This is a genomic window from Jutongia huaianensis (genome assembly GCF_014384985.1).
Taxonomy (GTDB): domain Bacteria; phylum Bacillota; class Clostridia; order Lachnospirales; family Lachnospiraceae; genus Jutongia; species Jutongia huaianensis.
Genome location: NZ_JACRSX010000002.1, coordinates 186864 through 209148, shown reverse-complemented (window position 1 = coordinate 209148; position 22285 = coordinate 186864). Strand labels below are relative to the sequence as shown.

Annotated in this window: 18 protein-coding genes; 3 read left to right on the top strand and 15 right to left on the bottom strand. The window is 45.2% G+C overall.

Annotation, left to right across the window (positions count from 1 at the left end):
- Window positions 1-356 precede the first annotated feature (356 nt).
- Window positions 357-536 carry a helix-turn-helix domain-containing protein gene (locus H8704_RS14505; protein ID WP_408611184.1) on the top strand — a complete coding sequence of 60 codons (180 nt, stop codon included), beginning with the start codon at window positions 357-359 and terminating at the stop codon, window positions 534-536.
- On the opposite strand, the gene ptsP is transcribed toward H8704_RS14505, so the two are convergent.
- The 7 genes from ptsP to H8704_RS02930 all read right to left on the bottom strand — a co-directional run bounded on the left by ptsP (window position 537) and on the right by H8704_RS02930 (window position 9253).
- On the bottom strand, window positions 537-2156 hold the full coding sequence (ptsP, locus tag H8704_RS02960; protein ID WP_118676758.1) for a phosphoenolpyruvate--protein phosphotransferase: 1620 nt from the start codon (window positions 2154-2156) through the stop codon (window positions 537-539).
- Between the two features lie 72 nt (window positions 2157-2228).
- Complete coding sequence (locus tag H8704_RS02955) at window positions 2229-2486, bottom strand: HPr family phosphocarrier protein (RefSeq protein WP_118676756.1); 258 nt, start codon at window positions 2484-2486, stop codon at window positions 2229-2231.
- A 115-nt stretch (window positions 2487-2601) separates the two neighbouring features.
- Window positions 2602-3447 (bottom strand): PRD domain-containing protein, encoded by an 846-nt coding sequence (locus H8704_RS02950; protein ID WP_249297262.1) that lies wholly within the window; start codon window positions 3445-3447, stop codon window positions 2602-2604.
- A gap of 22 nt (window positions 3448-3469) precedes the next feature.
- A complete protein-coding gene (locus H8704_RS02945; RefSeq protein ID WP_249297261.1) occupies window positions 3470-5638 on the bottom strand; it encodes a PTS transporter subunit IIABC in 2169 nt (722 codons plus the stop codon).
- Between the two features lie 286 nt (window positions 5639-5924).
- Window positions 5925-6575 carry a TetR/AcrR family transcriptional regulator gene (locus H8704_RS02940; RefSeq protein WP_249297259.1) on the bottom strand — a complete coding sequence of 217 codons (651 nt, stop codon included), beginning with the start codon at window positions 6573-6575 and terminating at the stop codon, window positions 5925-5927.
- Window positions 6576-6605: 30 nt separating this feature from the next.
- Complete coding sequence (locus tag H8704_RS02935; RefSeq protein WP_249297257.1) at window positions 6606-7808, bottom strand: class I SAM-dependent rRNA methyltransferase; 1203 nt, start codon at window positions 7806-7808, stop codon at window positions 6606-6608.
- A complete protein-coding gene (locus H8704_RS02930; protein ID WP_249297256.1) occupies window positions 7808-9253 on the bottom strand; it encodes a hypothetical protein in 1446 nt (481 codons plus the stop codon). The genes H8704_RS02935 and H8704_RS02930 overlap by 1 nt, the downstream gene beginning before the upstream one ends.
- Before the next feature lie 100 nt (window positions 9254-9353).
- On the opposite strand from H8704_RS02930, the gene H8704_RS02925 reads away from it, so the two are divergent.
- Entirely contained in the window at window positions 9354-9737 is a 384-nt protein-coding gene (locus H8704_RS02925) for a hypothetical protein (protein ID WP_249297255.1), read from the top strand.
- Window positions 9738-9792: 55 nt separating this feature from the next.
- Here H8704_RS02925 and H8704_RS02920 read toward each other — a convergent pair whose 3' ends face one another.
- The 3 genes from H8704_RS02920 to H8704_RS02910 form a co-directional block, all read right to left on the bottom strand.
- Window positions 9793-10551, bottom strand: coding sequence for a YlmH/Sll1252 family protein (locus tag H8704_RS02920; RefSeq protein WP_249297254.1), 759 nt, complete (start codon window positions 10549-10551; stop codon window positions 9793-9795).
- A 60-nt stretch (window positions 10552-10611) separates the two neighbouring features.
- Entirely contained in the window at window positions 10612-12138 is a 1527-nt protein-coding gene (locus H8704_RS02915) for a glycoside hydrolase family 43 protein (protein WP_249297252.1), read from the bottom strand.
- A 154-nt stretch (window positions 12139-12292) separates the two neighbouring features.
- Complete coding sequence (locus tag H8704_RS02910; protein WP_118676742.1) at window positions 12293-13615, bottom strand: family 43 glycosylhydrolase; 1323 nt, start codon at window positions 13613-13615, stop codon at window positions 12293-12295.
- A gap of 285 nt (window positions 13616-13900) precedes the next feature.
- Between H8704_RS02910 and H8704_RS02905 the strand changes: the two genes are divergently transcribed.
- A complete protein-coding gene (locus H8704_RS02905) occupies window positions 13901-14776 on the top strand; it encodes a helix-turn-helix domain-containing protein (protein WP_249297250.1) in 876 nt (291 codons plus the stop codon).
- Between the two features lie 71 nt (window positions 14777-14847).
- Here H8704_RS02905 and H8704_RS02900 read toward each other — a convergent pair whose 3' ends face one another.
- From H8704_RS02900 to nifJ, 5 genes are all read right to left on the bottom strand, one after another.
- Complete coding sequence (locus H8704_RS02900) at window positions 14848-15825, bottom strand: NAD(P)/FAD-dependent oxidoreductase (protein ID WP_249297353.1); 978 nt, start codon at window positions 15823-15825, stop codon at window positions 14848-14850.
- 122 nt (window positions 15826-15947) lie between these two features.
- A complete protein-coding gene (trxA, locus tag H8704_RS02895) occupies window positions 15948-16259 on the bottom strand; it encodes a thioredoxin (protein ID WP_118676738.1) in 312 nt (103 codons plus the stop codon).
- A gap of 35 nt (window positions 16260-16294) precedes the next feature.
- Window positions 16295-17614, bottom strand: coding sequence for an aspartate kinase (locus tag H8704_RS02890; RefSeq protein WP_249297248.1), 1320 nt, complete (start codon window positions 17612-17614; stop codon window positions 16295-16297).
- 210 nt (window positions 17615-17824) lie between these two features.
- Window positions 17825-18316, bottom strand: coding sequence for an HD domain-containing protein (locus H8704_RS02885; protein WP_249297246.1), 492 nt, complete (start codon window positions 18314-18316; stop codon window positions 17825-17827).
- Between the two features lie 231 nt (window positions 18317-18547).
- Window positions 18548-22102, bottom strand: a complete 3555-nt coding sequence (gene nifJ, locus H8704_RS02880) for a pyruvate:ferredoxin (flavodoxin) oxidoreductase (protein ID WP_249297244.1) — start codon at window positions 22100-22102, stop codon at window positions 18548-18550.
- Window positions 22103-22285 lie beyond the last annotated feature (183 nt).

Genomic DNA, 22285 nt, shown 5'->3' with positions numbered 1-22285 from the left:
ACGTCCATCGTCGTCATAAGAATCGAAGCATCAAAATCCGAAGAATGCAGATATACCGGTTCACTCCATGGTCCCGTTCTTTGATTTAACATATTCCGTTGCGTTTTTTCCGTGTCTGAAATCTATCCACCAAAAAGACATTTACTGCGTCGTTCCGGATCAAAATGCCATTTATGAGTGCAGAGACATTGCCCTGATCCCCCCTCTTGCCCACAAAGCAGAGTTTCAATATGCAGAAATGGTTCATGATATCAAAGAGCAGCAGAAATGCGTTTCCAAAAAACAGAAAAATCCCCGCATTAATAAATGCAAGGATTTTATCTTTTCTCATTTACATGACCGGATCACTCTGAAAGATCTGGCTGCCGAAGCAGACTGTAATCCCAACTACCTCTCCCAATTATTCCGATTATTCCTATATTGAAATCGCCACCTATCTGGGATTTTCATCGCAAAGCCATTTAGGAACCCATTTTAAAAAACACACCGGATACACTCTGCGGCAATACCGGGAAATCTACGGACGAAGGGAATGATCATTTCACTTTCGTTTCCCGTATGATCTTTCGTACCGGAAGTACAAAGGATGGCGATACCGAAAGCTCGTCAATTCCCATTTTCAGGAAAGTTTCCGTTAATGTGGTATCTGCTCCAAGCTCGCCGCAGATGCCGACCCAGCAGCCGCCCTTATGACCATTTTCAATAGTCATCCGGATCATCCGCAGGATCGCCGGATGATGCGGATCATACATTGTGTCTAACTTCATATTCTGACGATCCATCGCCAGGGTATACTGCGTCAGATCATTAGTACCGATGCTGAAAAAGTCTACTTCCTTTGCCAGCTCTTCACTCATCATCACAGCCGCCGGTGTCTCGATCATAATTCCCTGTTCAAAATTGCCATAACGGATACCCTGCTCGTCAAGCTCTTTCTTGACCTCCTCCACAATCGCCTTGATCTTCAACACTTCCTCTACAGAAATGATCATCGGATACATAATGGCAATCTCGCCATAGGCACTGGCCCGGATCAATGCACGAAGCTGGGTACGAAAGATCTCCGGGCGGTCAAGACAGATACGGATCGCACGGTATCCCATAGCCGGATTTTCCTCTTTATCCAGATTAAAATAATCCACCTGCTTATCTGCTCCAATATCCAGAGTACGCACCACAACCTTTTTGCCTGCCATATTTTCTGCGACACGCTTGTATGCCAGAAACTGCGTCTCCTCATCCGGATAATCCTCTGCCTCCAGATAAAGGAACTCACTGCGGAACAGACCGATTCCGGCCGCATCATTGGCAAGCACATTTGCAACATCACCTACACCGGCAATATTGGCATACAGCTTAATATGCTTTCCGTCTGCTGTGACATCCTCCTTCCCCTTGAGCATGGACAGAAGTTCTCTTGCCTCCTGCTCCTTCTTCTGTGCCTCCTGAAGCTTTGTCAGAACCTCTTCCTCCGGATCGATGTACAGTTTTCCCTCACGTCCATCCACGATCGCCATGTGGCCATTCCATTCTTCCTTAATGTCCACTCCGATGAGTGCCGGTATATTCATGGTCCTCGCCAGAATTGCTGTATGGGAATTAGCAGAACCATAGCGGGTTATAAATGCTAACAGTTTGTCCTTGTCCATCTGAACCGTCTCGCTTGGTGCCAGATCATCTGCCACAACGATCACCGGCTCTGCTCCGATCTCTCCGGCAGATTCCTGTTCGCTTAAAACAGAGATCAGACGCTCCGTGATATCCTTGACATCTGCTGCTCTTGCCTTAAAGTATTCATCATCCATCTGTGAGAACATCTCTGCAAAATTATCTCCTGTTGTTGCCACGGCAAACTCTGCATTGACATTCTGTGTCTCGATCATATTGGTAATGGAGGAAACATAATCGTCATCCTCCAGCATCATCATGTGTACCTCGAAGACAGCCGCATTGGCTTCTCCAACCTCTTTGACCGCTTTTTCGTACAGTGCCTGAAGCTGCTCTGACGCCTTCTCATTGGCAGCCTCGTATCTTGCGATCTCTGCAGCCACGTCCTGAATTTTTTCTCTTTTGACCTGCTGCTTTCCCTTTTGATAATAAAAGATTTTTCCTATTGCGATCCCTTTAAAGATCGGCTTTCCCTCGTATATTTCCACCACAGCCTCCATTTCCGCATGAGATCATCATGCTTTCTATCATTTTGTCCTGTGACCGGATATGCAATCGAATTACAGTGTCTCCTCAAAAAACTTCTCCATTCCTGCCGCAGCAGCATCCTCATCCGGACCCTCTGCCTCTACAGTGATCTCCTCACCGCACTTTACACCGAGAGACATAAGCATCATCAGCTTTCTTGCGTCTGCCTTGCGGTCTCCTTTTACGATCGTAACGGTTGACTCATATTTTTTTGCTTCCTTTACCAGCAGTCCTGCCGGTCTTGCGTGAATACCTACCTCGTCCGTAATAACATAATTGAATGATTTCATAATGAATTCCTCCATTTCTTTTTTATTTTATTGATCCACTTTATTTCTAAAGTGATTTAATTTTACATTTTTTATTTCATATTTGATACTTTTATATTTTTGTAATCCCGATTGCTTATTCCTCGTCGCTATCCAGCTCACCGCTTGTCACACGACAGATATGCATTGCCAGATACCCGGTTTCCGCATCCTTCATGGTACAGCCAATGGTCTTTCCGATCTGCTCACAGATCTTTTCTGCCATGGCAAACTCTTCCGGGTATTTGACACTCATATAATCATTTAAACTCATTTTCAACTTCTCGCCACTTAACGCCCGCACGATCATATAGCGCACATGATTCATCAGCCGGTTATAGGATAATGTCATTACATCAATCCGTTTCCCCATGGCATTTTCTACGATCTCTATGCATTCCCGCACAGCACGGGCCGTTTTCATGGCATCAGATACCTTATCATCATCGATAGCAGAATGTACGTGAAGTGCAATATATCCTACCTCATCATCTCCGATGGTAATTCCAAATTTTTGTTCCAGGACCGGCACCACACAGCTTGCAGCCTTATACTCCATATGGAAAAGAATACGGATATCCTCGGTCAGCGGATTGCTGATCTGCTCATGCTTTTTGATCCGCTCCACCGCATAATAGAGATGGTCTGCCAAAGGAAACAGGATATTGCGGTCAATATGCCCAAATACCTTTTCTGCTTCATCTAACACCAGATTAGAAATTTCCAGGAACTCCGGATCTATCGTCTTTACAATCTCATCCGCGCTGCCACGCTCCTCACATGACTGCAGTGTATAGATCCGGCTGTCCTCTCCGGGCTCTACCCTTTCACTGACCTTTTTGCCAAAACCGATTCCCTTTCCCATCAGAAGATACTGTTTTCCATCCTCTCCATTTACCGCGAGCACTGCATTATGATTTAATACCTTACCAATTCTGTACATGTCCGATCCTCACATTTTCTGCTTATTCGTAGAAATCAACAGCAAACAGCTCTTCTCCTGCTTTGATCTCTCCGTCCTTTAAAAGTCGGACCTTCTGGTTATCCTCTAACTCCGTACATAATACCGGTGAAGTGACAGATGGCGCATGCTCTTTCAGATACTCCAGATCCAGCTTCATCATCGGATCTCCCTTTTTCACCTTCTGTCCGTTTTCCACAAATACTTCAAAACCTTTTCCATTTAACTGTACGGTATCAATACCGATATGCAGCAGCATGCTGAGCCCGGAATCTGTCATAAACCCAATGGCGTGCTTTGTATCAAATACAAATACAACTTCTCCATCCTCCGGTGCCTTCACGATGGCATCCGTCGGTGTCACAACCGCTCCGTCTCCCATCATTCTTCCGGCAAATGCCTCATCCGGCGCCGTTGACAGATCTGCTGCCACACCGGTAATCGGGCTTGATATCACAATTGTCTTTGTAACCTTCTGTTCCGTCTTCTCCTCCTGTGGTGCTTCCGTCTCCTCCACAGAACCAATACTATCTTTAGTATATTCGATATCCGGTGCAGTTTCAAGATAATCTTCCAAATTTGACTTGATCACGGTGACGTTCGGACCATATACCACCTGTACACCATTTCCCTTGTGGATCACACCACTGGCTCCGGTTGATTTCAACAGAGCATCGTCTACGAGATCCGCATTATAAACGGTACAGCGGAGTCTTGTGGCACAACAGTCTACACCATCAATATTTTTCTTTCCTCCAAGGCCTCTTGTAATATCTGCACTGAGAGGATCATCTGCCACATTTTCACTGTCCCCTTTTTGAGACTTTCTTGCATTAACATCTGCCTTTGTATAAAGCTTCACCTGCTGGTCATCATCCTCTCTTCCCGGTGTTTTCAGATCAAGCTTTTTGATCAGGAAGTAGAAGATAAAGTAATACAGGAGGAAATAGATAATACCAACCGGTATAATACGCAGCCAGCTTGTCTTGTCATTGCCCTGAAGAATACCAAACAGGAACAGATCCAGAAAACCGCCGGAGAAGGTAAGACCTACCGCGATGTTTAAAATATGGGCGATCATATAGGCCGCACCTGCCAGGATTACCTGTACCACAAACAGGATCGGTGCCACAAACAGGAACGAAAACTCGATCGGTTCTGTAATACCTGTCAGCATAGAAGTTAATGCTGCAGAGAAAAGAAGTCCTCCTGCCTGTTTTTTCTTTTCCGGCTTGGCAGTACGATACATCGCCAACGCTGCACCGGGGAGACCAAAAATCATAAAGATAAACTCACCGGAGAAATATCTGGTAGCATCTGCACTGAAATGTGCTACATGGGACGCATCCGCAAGCTGGGCAAAAAAGATATTCTGACCGCCCTGGATCGTCTGTCCTGCCACTTCCATAGTACCACCCACTGCTGTCTGCCAGAACGGCATATAAAATACGTGATGAAGACCAAATGGGATCAATGCTCTCTTCACAATACCAAAGATCAGGGTTCCCAGATAACCGCTGCCGGTCACCAGACCACCCAAGGCATAAATTCCATTCTGGACCACCGGCCATACAAAGTAAAGCAGAATCCCCACAAACATATATACAATCGTGGAAATAATCGGTACAAACCGAGATCCTGCAAAGAATGACAACGCATTTGGCAACTGGATCTTATGGAACCGGTTATGAAGTGCCGCTACACCAAGACCTACGATAATACCACCAAACACACCCATCTGAAGGGTATTGATACCGCAGACCGAAGCGATGGTTCCACTGAGCACATCCTTCGCAATGCTTCCATCCTCCAGAATCTTTCCATTGATCTCCAGCATACCGCTGATGGAAATGTTCATTACAAAATAAGCGATCACGGCAGAAAGAGCAGCAACCTCCTTTTCCTTCTTTGCCATTCCAATCGCAACACCTACTGCAAAAAGTAACGGCAGGTTATCAAATACGGCACTTCCCACTTTGTTCATAATGACCAGAAGTGCATGGAGAATTGTTCCGTCTCCAAGAATTTTTCCTAAATGATACGTTGCAATGGTAGTTTCATTGGTAAACGAACTACCAAGTCCCAGAAGCAATCCGGCAACAGGCAGGATTGCGATAGGAAGCATAAAGCTTCTTCCGATTCTCTGTAAGACTTCAAAAATTTTGTCTTTCATAATTCATCCTTCCTTTCTTGGTGATATTTATGCGGAACGTCTGCTCTTTCGCATATCCTTTTTATTTTCCACTTTTTCTGAAATTCTATACCACCGTTTTCCGGAATCTACGCAGGAACGGGGATAAAAATGGAAACAAAAAAAGGCACTAACTCACATAAATATCCTATAAAATTTATGTCTAGTTAATGCCTTGGGTTCGTTTCGAATCAAGTAACATACTATCTAAATTATTTATATCATTTTGATGATATTTTGTCAAGAAAAATTTTCAGATCATTTTTGATCATTTTGATGTTGTCACATAATTCAATATCATTTCCTTCTGAAGCAAAAGCTCCGGCGTATAGTCCTTATTGTCCTCCGCCCCCCAGATAAATCCCCCTGCATAATGAGCACATGTTGCCATCATGGAATGAAGAGTCACACGAAAAAACTCTTCTTCCGGAATATCTGTCCGGAATGTCTTGTCCTCCTTCGCCTTTTCATACATCAGATGAAATCTCGTATTGGCTGAATGCAGAGAAGCATGAAACGCCCTTAACTGCTCACTGCCCGTTCCCTCATGGGTCACATAGTGATTAAAATTGTCATTATACTGCAAAAGATCTTTATGATTCTGATACATGTCAATATAACTGTCCAGCGTAAAGATAAATCGTTCAATCGCAGGAACATCAGCGATGGATGAAAGCGGTCTTTCCTCATCCAGTTTGTCAAAATATGCCTGCCACTGTGCCGTACAGACTGCGATCACCAGCTCCAGCTTATTCTGATAATGACGAAATACCGTTGCCCGGCCTACTCCAGCTTCTTTTGCGATTTCCCCCATACTGACAGGTTCAATCTTTTTTTCTACAAAGATACGGAAAGCTGTCTCCAGGATTTTCCGGTCTTTTTCTTCCATTTCTTTTTTTACCTTTTCAGGATCTCTCATAATAATTCTAATTCCTTACATTTTATGATTTTATTTTTCATCACATACCTGGAAGATATAAAACTTCAGATAATATGATGTATCGGCAGCCCACAGGATTGGATGATCCGGTGCCTGTGTTGCGAAGGATACCTGACGCAGTCTCTTGTGTACATTTGCTGCCGCCTGTCCAATCGTTTTTGTAAAAAGCTCATATGTCATAAAATGAGAACAGGAGCATGTGGCAAGATAACCACCATCCTTAATGAGCTTCATAGCACGAAGGTTGATCTCCCGGTATCCCTTTACGGCGTTTTTTACAGAATTACGTGACTTCGTGAACGCCGGCGGATCCAGTATGATCACATCAAACTTTTCTCCTGCCGCCTCCATTTTCGGAAGCTTTTCAAAAACATCTGCACATTCAAAGTCCACAATATGGGACAGACCATTTAATGCTGCATTCTTTTTTGCCTGCTCTACGCCAGGCTCCGAAGCATCCAGTCCTAATACACTGGCAGCCCCCGCCTGTCCGGCATTCAAAGCAAAAGAGCCGGTATGGGTAAAGCAGTCCAGCACCTTTGCTCCCTTACAGATGGAACGGATCGACTGACGGTTATATTTCTGGTCCAGAAAAAAACCTGTTTTTTGTCCTTCTTTTACATCCACCATATAGTGGACACCGTTTTCTACGATCTCCACATTGGTATCAAACTCCTGTCCCAGAAAACCTTTGACACGCTCCATCCCTTCCTTCAGCCGTTCTCTGGCATCGCTGCGTTCGTAAACACCACGGATCGTGACACCGTCAGCTGCAAGAATTTCCTTCAAAATCTCTACGAGATGCTCCTTGTAACGGTCAATTCCCAAAGCCAGGGATTCTACTACCAGAACATCACTGAATTTGTCAATCACCAGTCCCGGCAGAAAATCCGCCTCACCAAAGACGAGCCGGCAGCTTGAAGTATCTACCGTAGCCTTCCGGTAATCCCATGCCGCCTGCAGGCGCATTCTCCAGAAATCATCATCGATCTCCTGCTCCTGATGACGCGTGAGCATCCGAACCCGTATCTTGGAGTGACGGTTGATATAGCCCTTTCCCATAGGATATCCGTCAAAATCATGGATCAGAACTACATCTCCGTCGGCAAAGCTTCCCACGACACTGGCAATCTCATTGTCATAGATCCAGGCTCCTCCCGCCTTGATCGTACGTCCTTCTCCCTTTTTGAGAGTTACGATTGCGTGTTCCATTACAGTACCTCCTGAATCTCCTCATAACGGATACGAAGCTGTGGCATTTTTGTCATAGTCGTATAATAATTTACTGCCCAATCCTCTCCCTGAGACGGATCGTTCTCTCCTGTCGCCGGAGGTGCAAAAATTTTCAGAGTCATCTCCGTACCCGGCTCAACCGGTGTTTCAAAAAATGCAGACATCATATCAACTGTCTTCGTGCCCGGTGCTTTATAGAACCAGCGTCCATTTAATTCCATCATAAGGTTCAGATCTTCCTCAAAGGTAATCTCGCAAAACTCCGGTGTCTTCTCAAAGGTGATCGGAATTGCAATTCCCTCCGCATCCTCTGCACCTCCCCAGCGAAGTGTTACCGGCAATGCTGTATCTTCTGTCTCCTCCAGTCCCGGCAGGAAGAACGGATCCTTCAGAATATCCTTGTAATCCTTGAGGATTGGCTGCGGAATACCCACTGCAGAATTATTCGGATCCTCAATCTCCAGTCCAAGACGTCCTCTGTCCCTGAATTGGTACATAGAAAATCCATCGAACCAGTCCGCATTTTCGGACTTTAATTTCTCTACAAAACGCTTAATGGAATCTCCCTGATGCATCGGTCCGGTCACATCACCGTCTGTATTAAACTCAGAGATCACAAATGGCTTGCACTCCCCATGATTTACCTTTGTCATTCTCTTAGAAGTTTTATCCAGACGCTCAAAGAACAGATCTACCGGTGTCATTGCATAGCTGTCCCCGCCTTTTTCGCATACATCAAAAGGCCATCCGTAATGAAGAGCCAGATAACAGTCATTGGACCAGATATCTGCAATATCAAAGGCTTCCTTAAACTCCTCCTCATACTGTACCGGCGCATCCTCAGCCTCCAGATCTCCTACAGCTCCACCACAAAATACCAGCGAGATCTGCGGTGCCTCTTCCTTCACGATCTTTGCAAAGCGTACAAAAAACTCTCCGATCTCCTTGTAGGAAAAACGCTGATTGTGGGTAAACCAGTCACCGGCACACTCATGGTTGATACGCAGACGCATTCTGCCAAAGGGCTTCAGCTCCTTTGCGATCTGACGGAGATATTCATCCTCCAGAGAACAGTCAATGGTCAACGTCAGAGCAACATCCTGTCCATGGCGGCGGATATCCCTCATCTGCTGGAACGGCTCTCCCTTCGTGTCCCCATCGAGACCTCCACGATATGGAAAATAATCATCATACGGATAATCCCACTGAAAATGAATCTCCATATCTTTACATGCCACACTGATCCGCTCCGGCCATTCCTTGTCCTTTGGATAATAAGTATACATGATACCAATATTTCTGTGAGGTCTTCCCAGAGTATTTAAAATATAATCCTGATTTACATACTCTGCTCTCTCACTTCCATCTCCCAGATCCAGACCACAGGCCGCCGGAGTCAATTTAACTTTTTTAATTTTATCCATCTTTTTTCCTCATTTCTTCATTGTTATTTTTCCATCACCTATAAATATACACGAATTCGTGATATAATTCTACCAAAAGATTTACGAAAGGACTGATTTTATGAAACGACGCATTTTGACCTATATGCAGCAGATTGATGAATTGCTTCAGGCACCTCCCGATGACACCGACTGGACCAAAGCCATCGAAAACCATCTGACACAGATCCGTTTTTTTCAGCATGAACGGCTGATCCATCTGATCGTCACAGTGCTGTTTGCCCTGATGACCACCTCCGTTGTGATTGGTCTTGTTTCCAGCTCCAATATCTGGCTGGCAATCTTGCTGATCCCACTGCTGATCCTGCTGTTTCCATACATTAATCATTACTATCTGCTGGAAAACGGAGTCCAGAAAATGTATGCGCAATATGACCGTATGTTAGAATATCAAAATGATAAAAAGTGGAACCGCTATTTTGCAGTTCCACCCAAAGAGTCATAAATCACAAGATCCGCAGCCGCAGGAAGCCTATTCCACTCCCCGGAAACAGGATCTGTCAAACATATTTGGAAACCTGAATATTCAGGTTTCCTTTTTTGGTTTCTCCTGAAATTCCATCACAGATAAATTTTCCATGCCCCCGCACAGAAACAACATCTGTTTCCTTCAGAATCCCACTGTTATTTTCCTGTCCTCTTCCATTTACAAAGATTTTCTTTTCGCGGAAAAGTGCAATGCTTTGACTCCGCGACAAATGATATAGCTTTGCGATCACCACATCCAGCCGCATACTCGGAACGATCAGCTTCACTGCCTGAAGCTGCGGACGGACCGCCTCCGGCATCTCCTCCAGTAAACGGCATTTCACATGGGTATGCTTCACCTGATCCAGATTATCTACGATAAACGATGCCATTTTGTCCAGACAAAACAGATATGCCGTTTTGTCCCGTATCATAATATCTCCAAGGGTGCTGCGGTCTATTCCCAGATGCATCAGTGCTCCCAGATAATCCCGGTGGGTCAGTGCATCGGAAAACTTCTCGATCAATGGCCGGATTTCAATGCAGCAGATTGGAAATCCCGCATCATATCCCAGGCTTTCCTCATCTCCAAAACGGAGGACCTGCCGTTCACACCCCTCCACACCGCCAAACAGTGTGGCTGTCACAGGAGCTGCATCCTTTCGTACACTATCGTAAACTGCCTGCTCCTGCTGGTTCAAAAAACCGGTATAAGTATATAATCCGGTCCGATATGACTGATCCGCCAGATCTATAATCCTTTTTGCCAGAAATTCCTCATCACGGTTCATTGAAATCCTCACCTCTGCATCTTATTTTATATCGTATGTCTTCGGTACAAAGCTCCTCACTTACGCATTATCTACCCACTTTTTCATAGTCCATTTTAAGCCGGTAAACTCACCCCAGGCATCTTCCTTCTCCTCCGGATTTACGGCATACATTGCCATGACTGTTCCGGTAAAGCCACCTGCCACCTCGGAAGACAGGTATTTTGTTCTTGCCTTTCCAAGCTCTTTTTTCTCCCCGGCAATTTCAGCAAAGAAGGTATAAAATTCACTGTCAGACTCCACATGAAGCTTGACCTCCTGCTGTCCCTGCTCCAGAGGAACAGATGTCTTTACACACTGTGCATCTCCTGTGGTCAGACGAAGCTCAGCCCTGCAGACCCCATCTGCCTGTGCCAGATACAGATCATAATGATGATCCTCACACAGATAGAAGGTTACTCCTGCCTCCTGAGAATTTCCTCCTACCGTCACATCCAATGTTGTATCAAATTCAGACTGGCGTACACCGAGGAAGGTTGGCGCATCCACATCATCCAACGTGAAATGATTGCCCCGAAGTTTCGCCCCCTGCTCTGTAAACTGATAATTCGCCTGATCATATGCTCTCAGATGACACCATCTGAGACTGTCTGCTCCCAGCTTCTCAAAAGAAACATCATAGCAGGTATCCTCGCCGGAAGCATTGAGATTCATTTCCATCTCAGCCTCCACCTTACCGTTCACACCGGCAGTAAACCATCCGTCCTGCTGCCACTGTACCGGTACCAGAAATACCTCTCGCCCCAGATGGTGGAACGGCATCCACATTCCCTCCTGGCGGAAGCCGAGACATACGATAAATGTCGTACCATCCTCTGTCTGTACCAGATCGCCATGACCAATTCCCTGAATGCGGCTCTGGTGACCGCCAAGATCACGGTTTGTCACAACCGGATTCAGCGGATATGATTCAAATGGTCCATATGGACTCTTTCCCCTCGCATAGGTGATCATATGACCATATTCTGTACCTCCCTCTGCAGCTGTAATATAATACCAGTCCCCAATATGGTACAGATGCGGTGATTCCAGATAACGGCCGCCATTTCCTTTCCAGATCGGTTTGCTTTCGGTCAGGCGCTCTCCTGTTGCAATATTGATCTCGCACTGGAAAATACATCCATTGCCATCCTCGTCACTGCCGTTACTCATAAAATATGCCTTGCCATCCTCAAAGAACAGAGACGGATCGATTCCTCCCTGATCCACAAATATAGGCTCAGACCACTCCCCATAGATATCATCTGTATATACATAGAAATTTTTGTGGTAGGTATCATTTGTGGTCACCATGTAAAAACGTCCTTCATGATAACGGATCGTCGGCGCAAACACTCCACCGGAGCTGTTGATGCGCTCTAAGTCTACCTGCGTGCTTCTGGTAAGACAGTGACCGATCTGTGTCCAATGCACCAGATCCTCACTCTCAAACAGAGGAACTCCCGGAAAATACTCAAAAGAGCTGCATACCATATAATACTTGTCATTTGCCCTGCATACACTTGGATCCGGGTAAAAGCCCCGGAGTACCGGATTACTGATCTTCATAGTTTTAAATCTCCCTTTATTTTACTTGAACTGTGGTCTTTTCAGAGAGTTTATCTGCCTTTCTCTGTACCACTTCTTTTCCTTTTAATACCTTTCATGGTTATCACTACTTTACTCTCTGCGAATGTTTTTTTCAAGACTCTTGTGTTTTTTTCTATTTACGAAATACAAATGCTTCCAGATCCAGGAGCTGTCTACCTGTAAAACTGTTCTTTGCCCATCCGCTATGTGCATCCTCTGCCACAAAATATACCGCATGTCTGCCTGTTACCATGCGCATCACACCTTCTGCCACATGATCTCCTGTGCCGAATTCAATCGTTCCGATCTTTTCTCCATCCACCGGATCATCAAGATATACGTGAATTCTGCCACTGCATCCCCTCGGCTGCAGCTTTAAGGATAATGTCATGGTTCCATTAGTAAAGTCGTTGCCAAAATCAAAATACTTCCAGCCCATCACGCATCCCTCGGTAATATTGGTGATCACTCTGGTAAATGCATCCATCTCGGTGATCATCAGCTGCTCACTGCCCTTCAGTACACATGCTGTATCAGCCGGTGTCAGCTCATACGGATTCAGGGAATCCTCAAAGCCCAGAGAAGTCATCTCTACCGGCGGAATCGTTCCATCCGGCAGAATCTCAATCTTTTCTACACAGCCTCTGCGGGACATGATCGTTCCGTTAGTCATACGATGATAAAAAATATACCACTGATCGCCAATCTTACAGATCGATCCATGGTTATTTCCTCCCGGAAAATCAATGCCGTTATCCACAATATAACCCCGATAGGTAAATGGTCCTGTCGGAGAATCAGATGTGGCATACGCAAGCTGGCATCCTCTCTTTGGCGAATAGATCAGATAATAGGTATCTCCCACCTTTCTCGGAGAGCAGGCTTCAAAGAAATTCCATGGTTCATCTGTTGGAATGATATTCTCCTGATAAGTTCCGTCGATCACCTGATACATATTGTCTCCGTTAATCTCACACATATAGGAACCCAGATAACCGCAATATACATAGACTCTGCCATCATCATCTACCAGCACACCGGGATCAATAAAAGTACCATTATCATAATGATCCGGAATATTATATTCATAACGGGATACCAGCTCAAACGGTCCCTCCGGTTTATCACTGACCGCCACGCATCCCTTGGAATCCAGAACGTATGCGTAAAGATAATACTTGCCATCCTTTTCAACTACATCCGGCGCATAGAGACATTTCTCGGACCAGTCGATATCCGAAGCGTGATCTCTGTCGGCCTTTGTATGAAATGCGTCTCCATGACACACCCACTTGCCCGGTTCATTCACAGGTGCTGACCACACCTTCAGTTTATAATCACAAAATTCATCAGAATCCACTCTGTCGTGGGAGCCATATACATAAATTCTGTCCCCAAATACTCTCGGTTCTCCATCCGGGATATACTCCCAACTTGGTAAATACGGATTTGCCATTTTTGTCCTCCTTTTTCTTTTGATAATTTAACCTTGATTATTTACGTTTCACATATATGTCGAAAAAACTCCTGTCTCACATTGTTTTCAAGGTTTTCCACTTTCACACATTTCTTATGCTGTAATATAATCATACGAAATCAACCCTCTGTCCGCAAGAATAATACGGACACTAATCTTGACATTTCGGACATGACTGGATTATATTAAAATCACTAAAATTTATATTATAATTCCTTAAATTAATGTCATCATACAAAATGTCAGAACAGGAGAATACAAATTATGAATTCTGAAATGCACCTTCACTATTTTACTACACAGAAGGATTTTCCTTTTTTTATTCAGTACGGTCATCATGATGAAAATATGTTTCTCCATTCCCACGCAGATTTCTCGGAGCTTGTTTTTGTGCTGGGCGGTTACGCCACCCACATTGTCAACGAGGAAGAATACTCCATCAAAAAAGGAGATGTATTTGTCATCAATGAAAATACATCTCACAGTTATAAGGATCCTCATCATTTCCGGATCTGCAATATTATGTTTCAACCGGATTACTTTCTGCGGGACTTCAGCGATATCAAGTCCCTGCCCGGTTACCACTCCCTCTTCGTGATTGAGCCTGCCCTGACACAGCAGAACGGTTTCCAGTCACGTCTCCATCTCTCTCCGGAACGCTTTGAGGAATTTGACCATATGATCACCCGGATCCACCATGAATATGTTTCTCACCCAGCCGGTTTTCAAAGCATGACAAGCGGGCTTTTTCTTCAGATGATCACCTCTCTGGCCCGGATCGCCAGCGATGACCGCCGGGAACCAAATGACAATACCGTGTCCCTTGCCAATACAGCAGCATATATGGAGTACCATTTCCGTGAAGATATCTCTATTGAGGATCTTGCCTCCATGTCCGGTATGTCCTCCCGTCATTTCCGCCGGGTATTCCACGATATTTACGGCACCAGCCCCCTGAAATATCTCCACACCCTTCGCATCCGTTCTGCCGCCAGGCTTCTTCGCAGCACTGATCTTCCGGTAACGGAGATTGCCATCCGAAGCGGTTATCCGGACGGCAATTATTTCTCCGGCAAATTTAAACAGCTGATGGGAATGCCCCCTCTGAAATATCGGAATCAGCATACCCATGAAGCCTGAGCAGATCTGTCCCTGTGAAAAACGCCAAAGACAAAGGCAAAGCGATATCACTTAAATTTTAATTACTTCCATCATCCCAGATATTCACATGCTGCCAGTGCCGCTACCGCACCGTCTGCTGCAGCAGTGGTCAACTGACGTACTGTCTTGGTCCGGCAGTCTCCGGCTACAAACAAACCTTCTGTACCGGTCTTGCAGTCCTCTCCGGCATGAATATACCCCTTTTCGTCCAGAGCCGCCAAATCTGCAAATTCCTGATTATCCGGCATCTGTCCTACTGCCACAAAAAGTCCTGCCACAGATATTTTCTGTTCTTTTTCCTGCTGTTTATTCCATATATAAAGCTGTTTCAGGTTGCCGTCCTCGTCCTTTTCCATATGTGTCACCACACAGGAACGAAGAATTTCTACATTTTCTTTCTGCTCCAGATTTTTTAATTTATCCGGTTCTCCCCGGAATTCTTCCCGGCGATGGATCAGATAGACCTTTTCACAATATTGTGCCAGAAATAAAGCATCCTCCAATGCCGTATTGCCGCCTCCTGCCACAGCCACAGACTTTCCCCTGAAAAACATACCATCACATGTGGCACAATAGGATATCCCATGCCCCACCATCTTCTGTTCATCCTCCAGTCCCAGAGGACGGTTTTTCGCTCCTGTTGCCAGGATTACACTCTGTGCCTGATAAGTTTCCTGTTGATCTCCCTTTTCTGCGCTCACCTGAAAAAGAGGTCTGCAGGAATGTTCTCCTGTGAATTCTGCCGCTTCCAGATCCCCTCTGTGACAGTTTTCTTTCTTTCGCAGCTTTAATACCCTGCCGGTCTGATATTCCATTCCCAGATTCTTTGCCTGTTGATACAGACCCTGTGCAAATTCAAAACCGGATATTTTAGCGATGCCCGGATAATTTTCAATCTCCGGCGTGACCACAATCTGGCCTCCATACATTTTTTCCTCCAGGACCAGCACGCTCTTTCCTGCCCGTAAAGCATAAATAGCTGCGGACAGCCCCGCTGTGCCGGCTCCTACGATCACAACATCATATATTTTATCTGCCATAAGCCCTCCTATATCCGGATTTTCCCGAAATCCTCTTACTTTTCCGCACCTGAATGTTAGCAAGAAAGCAGGCATATTCTGCCTGCTTTCTGTATTCTCATTCTGTTATTTTACTGATGCATAAACTCCAAAAGCTCTTCTTTGCTTTTCACTCCGATATCCTTTGCCACAACCTGGCCATTCTTGATGAGGATCAGCATCGGAATACTTACCACCTTAAACTGCTGCGCAAGATCCATCTGCTCATCCACATTGACTTTACAGATCTTTACATCCGTAACCTCTTCTGCCAGTTCCTCAACCACCGGACCAAGCATCATACAAGGACCACACCATCCTGCCCAGAAATCAATAAGTACCGGTTTCTCTGACTGCATTACTTCCTGTTCAAAATTATCTGTTGTTACATGAACGACTGCCATAATAATCCTCCTCTCCTTTATGATCCAATTATTGTTTACAGCTGTGTTGTTACAAAAATATCATAAATTGCCTTGATGGCATCATCAAAGTCTTCGTTGCTGACACCGATGATAATGTTTAACTCGGAAGAACCCTGATCGATCATCTTCACATTGATATTGGCATGTGCCAGTGCAGAGAAAATACGTCCTGCTGTACCACGGTTCGACTTCATGCCACGGCCAACCACTGCGATCAATGCCAGATCAGCCTCCAGATCAATGGTATCCGGATGTGCCAGACGGTGAATTGCAGAAATTACCTTCTGCTCCTTCTGCTCAAACTCCGGCTCATGGACAAATACTGTCATTGTATCAATACCGGATGGCATATGCTCAAAGTTAATACCATTCTCCTCAAAAGCAGTTAATACCTTACGGCCAAAACCCACCTCAGAGTTCATCATATCCTTCTCGACGTTGACTGCAACAAATCCCTTCTTACCTGCAATACCGGTAATCGTATATGCTGAATGATGACATGTGCTCTCTACGATCCATGTTCCCTCATCCTCCGGTGCGTTTGTATTTCTGATATTGATCGGGATACCCGCCTGACGAACAGGGAAAACGGCATCCTCATGAAGTACGCTTGCACCCATATAAGAAAGCTCACGAAGCTCGCGGTAAGTAATGATCTTGATCGGCTCCGGATTATCGATAATACGCGGATCTGCGATCAGGAAACCGGAAACATCTGTCCAGTTCTCGTAGCTTGTGGCATGTACTGCTCTGGATACGATAGAACCTGTGATATCAGAACCACCTCTGGAGAATGTCTTGATCGTACCATCTGCCTTTGCTCCGTAAAATCCCGGCACAACAGCTCTCTCTACACCCTTCAGACGTTTCTTGAGCAGCTTATCTGTCTCCTCCGGCATAAAGCTGCCATCCTCGTCAAACCGGATCGCATCTGCCGGGTCTACAAATTCATATCCCAGATAATTCGCCATGATAATACCATTAAGGTACTCTCCACGGGATGCTGCGTAATCCTCTCCGGCCTTTTCCGCAAAATTCTTCTCGATGGTCTTAAACTCCTCATCCAGCGAAAGCTTCATATGCAGACCATTGATAATAGACTCATATCGCTCCTTGATCTTCTTTAATGCACTGCTAAAGCTTTTCTCCTCCTTCGCCAGTGCATAACAGGCATACAGCATATCCGTAACCTTGGTATCCTTGTCATTCCGCTTTCCCGGTGCACTTGGAACAACAAATTTTCTCTCCGGATCTGCATTAATAATCTTGCCTACCTTTGAAAACTGTGATGCACTTGCCAGAGAGCTTCCACCAAACTTAACTACCTTAATCATTTTTCGACTCCTTTATTCTCATTCTCGTAATCTGTCTGCCAGACTTCTTATAACTAAATATCTGACAAAATCTATCTGTTATCTTTCGATAATGCTCCGACAATCAATTTATCACAAAATCACACATTTGAAAACCCATTTTCATGATTTTGTTTATTTTCAGCGTATATGACAAGACAATTTTTAATAAAATCATCTCCTCCGGAGTGTTTATACAAAAAACATGAGGCGGCACATTCTACGTCTGGCCTCCGTCCGGAAAATTTTGTCATATGCGTTTTTCACGGCCTCCTCTGATACGCCGTCCTCATAAAGATTAACAAGAAAATCGGCCTCCACGAGAATCCGGTAATCGCTGCCGTCAATATGATCATAGGTATGATGATGTCCCACCAGATAACATACTCTGTCGATCACCTCCGGACGATAGCCAAGTCTTTGCAGCATTTCTTCTGCCGCTGCCGGGCCTTCCTGCTCCTGAAGCTTTCCGCCACAGCTTCCGTATTTTTCCTCTGCCGGCTTGATCCCGATATCGTGAACGATCGCAGCCGTTTCCAGAATATACTGCACCTCCTCCGGCAGCTTTTCCAATTCTCCGATCATCTTTGCAAACTGATACACCTTAATAAAATGCTGAATCCTTTTGGGATCTCCGGTATAATACTTCATCATCTCTGTTATTAATATATTATTTTCCCACATATTACGTTCTCCATTCCTGAATCATCCAAAAATTTTCTGTCTGTACAAAAAAGGGCAAAACCAGCGTTTTGCCCTCCAAGAATTGCTTCGCAATTCTCGTTGGCTTCCCTCTACGCTACGAGCATTTTCCTATACACCAAAAAGGAGGCTGCTGCATAAATGCAACAACCTCCTCGTAGTTACTTATTTCATCAAAATCCTGTCATTCGACAAGCCTGATCCGATAAAACTTTATTTGTAAAGCTCTACCAGCTTCTGCAGATGCTCATAACGAGCCTTTGCAGCATCCTCAGACTCCTTGAACAGTCTCTCAGCTCTCTCTGGGAATGGCTTGATCAGACGAGTGTAACGAGCCTCGTTGTTCAGGAATGCCTGATAATCATCGAAGTTTACACCCTTCTCAGATGTGAAGCTGAATGGATTCTTGCCCTCTGCCTTCAAAGCAGGGTTGAATGAGAAGAGATTCCAGTAACCAGCCTTAACAGCCTTCTTCATCTCATCCTGGCAGTGGTTCATACCACCCTTAGCGATTCCGTGAAGCTCACATGGAGCATAACCGATGATCAGGGATGGTCCGTTGTATGCCTCAGCCTCAGCGATTGCCTTAACAGCCTGTGCAGGGTTTGCACCAAGAGCGATCTGTGCTACATATACATAGCCATAGCTCATAGCGATCTCTGCCAGAGACTTCTTGCCAATCTCCTTACCAGCAGCAGCGAACTGACAAACCTCACCGATGTTGGAAGCCTTAGATGCCTGTCCACCTGTATTAGAATACATCTCTGTATCGAATACCATTACATTGACATTCTCACCGGATGCAAGTACGTGGTCAAGACCACCAAATCCGATATCGTATGCCCATCCGTCACCACCGAAGATCCATACAGACTTCTTAGAAAGGTAATCCTTCTTAGCAAGTACTGCCTTGGACTTCTCGCATCCGCATTTCTCCAGCTCAGCGATCAGTGCCTTTGTAGGCTCTACGTTTGCCTTTGTATCATCCTTTGTCTCAAGGTATTTATCGATTGCAGCCTTTACATCAGCAGATGCCTCATCAGATGCTGCGATTTCCTTCAATGTCTCGATTGCCTGATCACGAAGATACTTCTGACCTACATACATACCAAGACCATGCTCTGCGTTATCCTCGAACAGAGAGTTAGACCAAGCAGGTCCCTTCTTGCTGTCCTTGTTTACTGTATATGGTGAAGTTGCAGCCGGGTTACCCCAGATAGAAGAACATCCTGTTGCATTGGAGATGTACATCTGCTCACCAAACAGCTGTGTTACGAGACGTGCATAAGATGTCTCTGCACAACCTGCACAACTTCCTGAGAACTCAAGGAGTGGCTGGTTGAACTGGCTTCCCTTAGGAGTAGTATCAGCAAATCCGCTGTCTTTCTTACCAACGTTTGCTACCAGATAATCAAATACCGGCTGCTGATCTGCCTGAGACTCCTGTGGTACCATCTTGATCGCACCATCTGCTGCCTTAGGACATACAGTGATACACTCACCACATCCCATACAATCCAGTGGAGATACGCTCATTACGAACTTGTACTCGCCAGCCTTTGGCTTTGTATCAGAAAGCTTGATCTGCTCCGGAGCAGCCTTAACCTCATCCTCTGACAGAAGGAATGGACGGATTGTTGCGTGAGAACATACAAATGCACAGTTGTTACACTGGATACATGTGTTTGGATCCCATACAGGAACAGTAACGGCTGTACCACGCTTCTCATATGCAGAAGCACCCGTCTCGAACTGACCATCCGGATTCTCAACGAATGCAGATACAGGGAGGCTGTCACCATCCATCTTAGAGATTGGCTCAAGAAGATTCTTCACAAGCTTAACAACCTCTGGACGTCCCTCTAAATCCTTAGCAGGAGCATCCGGTGCAGGATTCTTCCATGAATCCGGAATCTCTACCTTATGAACTGCATCAAGTCCGGCATCAATTGCCTTGTAGTTCATCTCTACGACAGCATCACCCTTCTTAGAATAAGACTTCTTAGCTGCCTGCTTCATAAACTCAACCGCATCATCAATAGGCATTACGTCAGCCAGTTTGAAGAATGCTGACTGAAGGATTGTGTTGGTACGCTTACCCATACCGATCTCGATAGCCTTATCGATTGCGTTGATGGTGTAAAGCTGAATGTTGTTGTCAGCGATATATTTCTTTGCCTCAGCGTTCAGATGCTTATCAAGCTCTTCATCTGACCACTGGCAGTTGATCATAAATACTCCGCCCGGCTTAACATCCTGAACCATCTTCATACCCTGGATTACATATGCAGGATTATGACAAGCTACGAAGTCAGCCTGGTTGATGTAATATGGGCTCTTGATCGGGTTGTCACCAAAACGAAGGTGGGAAATAGTAACACCACCGGTCTTCTTGGAATCATACTGGAAGTATGCCTGAATATACTTGTCTGTGTGATCACCGATGATCTTTGTAGAGTTCTTGTTGGCACCTACAGTACCATCTCCACCAAGACCCCAGAACTTGCACTCTTTTGTACCTGGTGCAGAAGTGATAGGAGCCGGCTTAACCTCAGGAAGACTGAGATTTGTAACATCATCCACGATACCGATCGTGAAACGTGGCTTAGGAGCATCTTTTTTCAGCTCTGTGTAAACAGCAAATACAGATGAAGGAGGAGTATCCTTAGAACCAAGACCATAACGACCACCAGTCAGAACAACATCGTTCATACCAGCCTCACGAAGAGTAGCGGCAACGTCAAGGAATAAAGGATCACCAAGAGAACCTGGCTCCTTTGTACGATCAAGAACAGCGATCTTCTTAGCTGTCTTAGGAATTACCTTCAGAAGAGCCTCTGCAGACCATGGACGATACAGGCGAACCTTAATGAGTCCGACTTTCTCTCCGGCCTTTGTAAGATAATCAATTACCTCCTCTGCAACATCACAGATAGAACCCATTGCGATGATAACACGATCTGCATCAGGAGCACCATAATAATTGAAAAGACCATAATCTGTACCAAGCTTCTCATTGATCTTGCCCATGTACTTCTCTACTACTGCAGGAAGCTCATCATAAGCCTTGTTACAAGCCTCACGATGCTGGAAGAATACATCACCGTTCTCATGAGAACCACGAGCTGCCGGATGCTCAGGATTCAATGCGTGTGCACGGAACTCCTCAACAGCGTCCATCGGACACATTTCCTTCAGATCCTCATAGTCCCACTTCTCGATCTTCTGAATCTCATGGGAAGTACGGAAACCATCGAAGAAGTTAATAAACGGAACCTTACCCTCAAGCGCTGCAAGATGTGCAACCGGGCTTAAATCCATAACTTCCTGTGGGTTTGTCTCAGCCAGCATAGCAAAACCGGTCTGACGACAAGCGTAAACGTCACTGTGATCACCAAAGATATTCAGTGCATGTGTAGATACTGTACGTGCAGATACATCAAATACACATGGTAACTGCTCACCGGCAATCTTATACATATTAGGGATCATCAGCAGAAGACCCTGGGATGCTGTAAATGTAGTAGTCAGTGCACCTGCTGCAAGGGAACCGTGTACGGTACCTGCTGCACCTGCCTCGGACTCCATCTCTACAACCTTTACGGTATTACCGAAGATATTTTTCTGTCCTGCTGCTGACCACTGGTCAACGGAATCAGCCATAGGGCTGGAAGGTGTGATAGGATAGATACCTGCTACTTCTGTGTAGGCATACGCTACATGAGCTGCGGCGGTATTTCCATCCATAGATTGTTTAGCTCTTGCCATTTGTATAGAATCCTCCTTAATATAGTTTCTGATAACATTTTATCACTTAAAAAATCAAATGTAAAGAATGGGAGGTTCATTTTTGTCGGAAAAGTGCGAACTTAACAAAATATTTACACTTTTTTCACCTACTGATAATGCTGTTTTTTATCAATAACAGTTTCTTCGGTCACAGATGCCGGA

Bases quoted from the DNA above. Each gene is read 5' to 3' on its own strand.
- H8704_RS02955 (WP_118676756.1), bottom strand. From the start codon at position 2,486: ATGAAATCATTCAATTATGTTATTACGGACGAGGTAGGTATTCACGCA.
- H8704_RS02950 (WP_249297262.1), bottom strand. From the start codon at position 3,447: ATGTACAGAATTGGTAAGGTATTAAATCATAATGCAGTGCTCGCGGTA.
- H8704_RS02945 (WP_249297261.1), bottom strand. From the start codon at position 5,638: ATGAAAGACAAAATTTTTGAAGTCTTACAGAGAATCGGAAGAAGCTTT.
- H8704_RS02940 (WP_249297259.1), bottom strand. From the start codon at position 6,575: ATGAGAGATCCTGAAAAGGTAAAAAAAGAAATGGAAGAAAAAGACCGG.
- H8704_RS02935 (WP_249297257.1), bottom strand. From the start codon at position 7,808: ATGGAACACGCAATCGTAACTCTCAAAAAGGGAGAAGGACGTACGATC.
- H8704_RS02930 (WP_249297256.1), bottom strand. From the start codon at position 9,253: ATGGATAAAATTAAAAAAGTTAAATTGACTCCGGCGGCCTGTGGTCTG.
- H8704_RS02925 (WP_249297255.1), top strand. From the start codon at position 9,354: ATGAAACGACGCATTTTGACCTATATGCAGCAGATTGATGAATTGCTT.
- H8704_RS02920 (WP_249297254.1), bottom strand. From the start codon at position 10,551: ATGAACCGTGATGAGGAATTTCTGGCAAAAAGGATTATAGATCTGGCG.
- H8704_RS02915 (WP_249297252.1), bottom strand. From the start codon at position 12,138: ATGAAGATCAGTAATCCGGTACTCCGGGGCTTTTACCCGGATCCAAGT.
- H8704_RS02910 (WP_118676742.1), bottom strand. From the start codon at position 13,615: ATGGCAAATCCGTATTTACCAAGTTGGGAGTATATCCCGGATGGAGAA.
- H8704_RS02905 (WP_249297250.1), top strand. From the start codon at position 13,901: ATGAATTCTGAAATGCACCTTCACTATTTTACTACACAGAAGGATTTT.
- trxA (WP_118676738.1), bottom strand. From the start codon at position 16,259: ATGGCAGTCGTTCATGTAACAACAGATAATTTTGAACAGGAAGTAATG.
- H8704_RS02890 (WP_249297248.1), bottom strand. From the start codon at position 17,614: ATGATTAAGGTAGTTAAGTTTGGTGGAAGCTCTCTGGCAAGTGCATCA.
- H8704_RS02885 (WP_249297246.1), bottom strand. From the start codon at position 18,316: ATGTGGGAAAATAATATATTAATAACAGAGATGATGAAGTATTATACC.
- nifJ (WP_249297244.1), bottom strand. From the start codon at position 22,102: ATGGCAAGAGCTAAACAATCTATGGATGGAAATACCGCCGCAGCTCAT.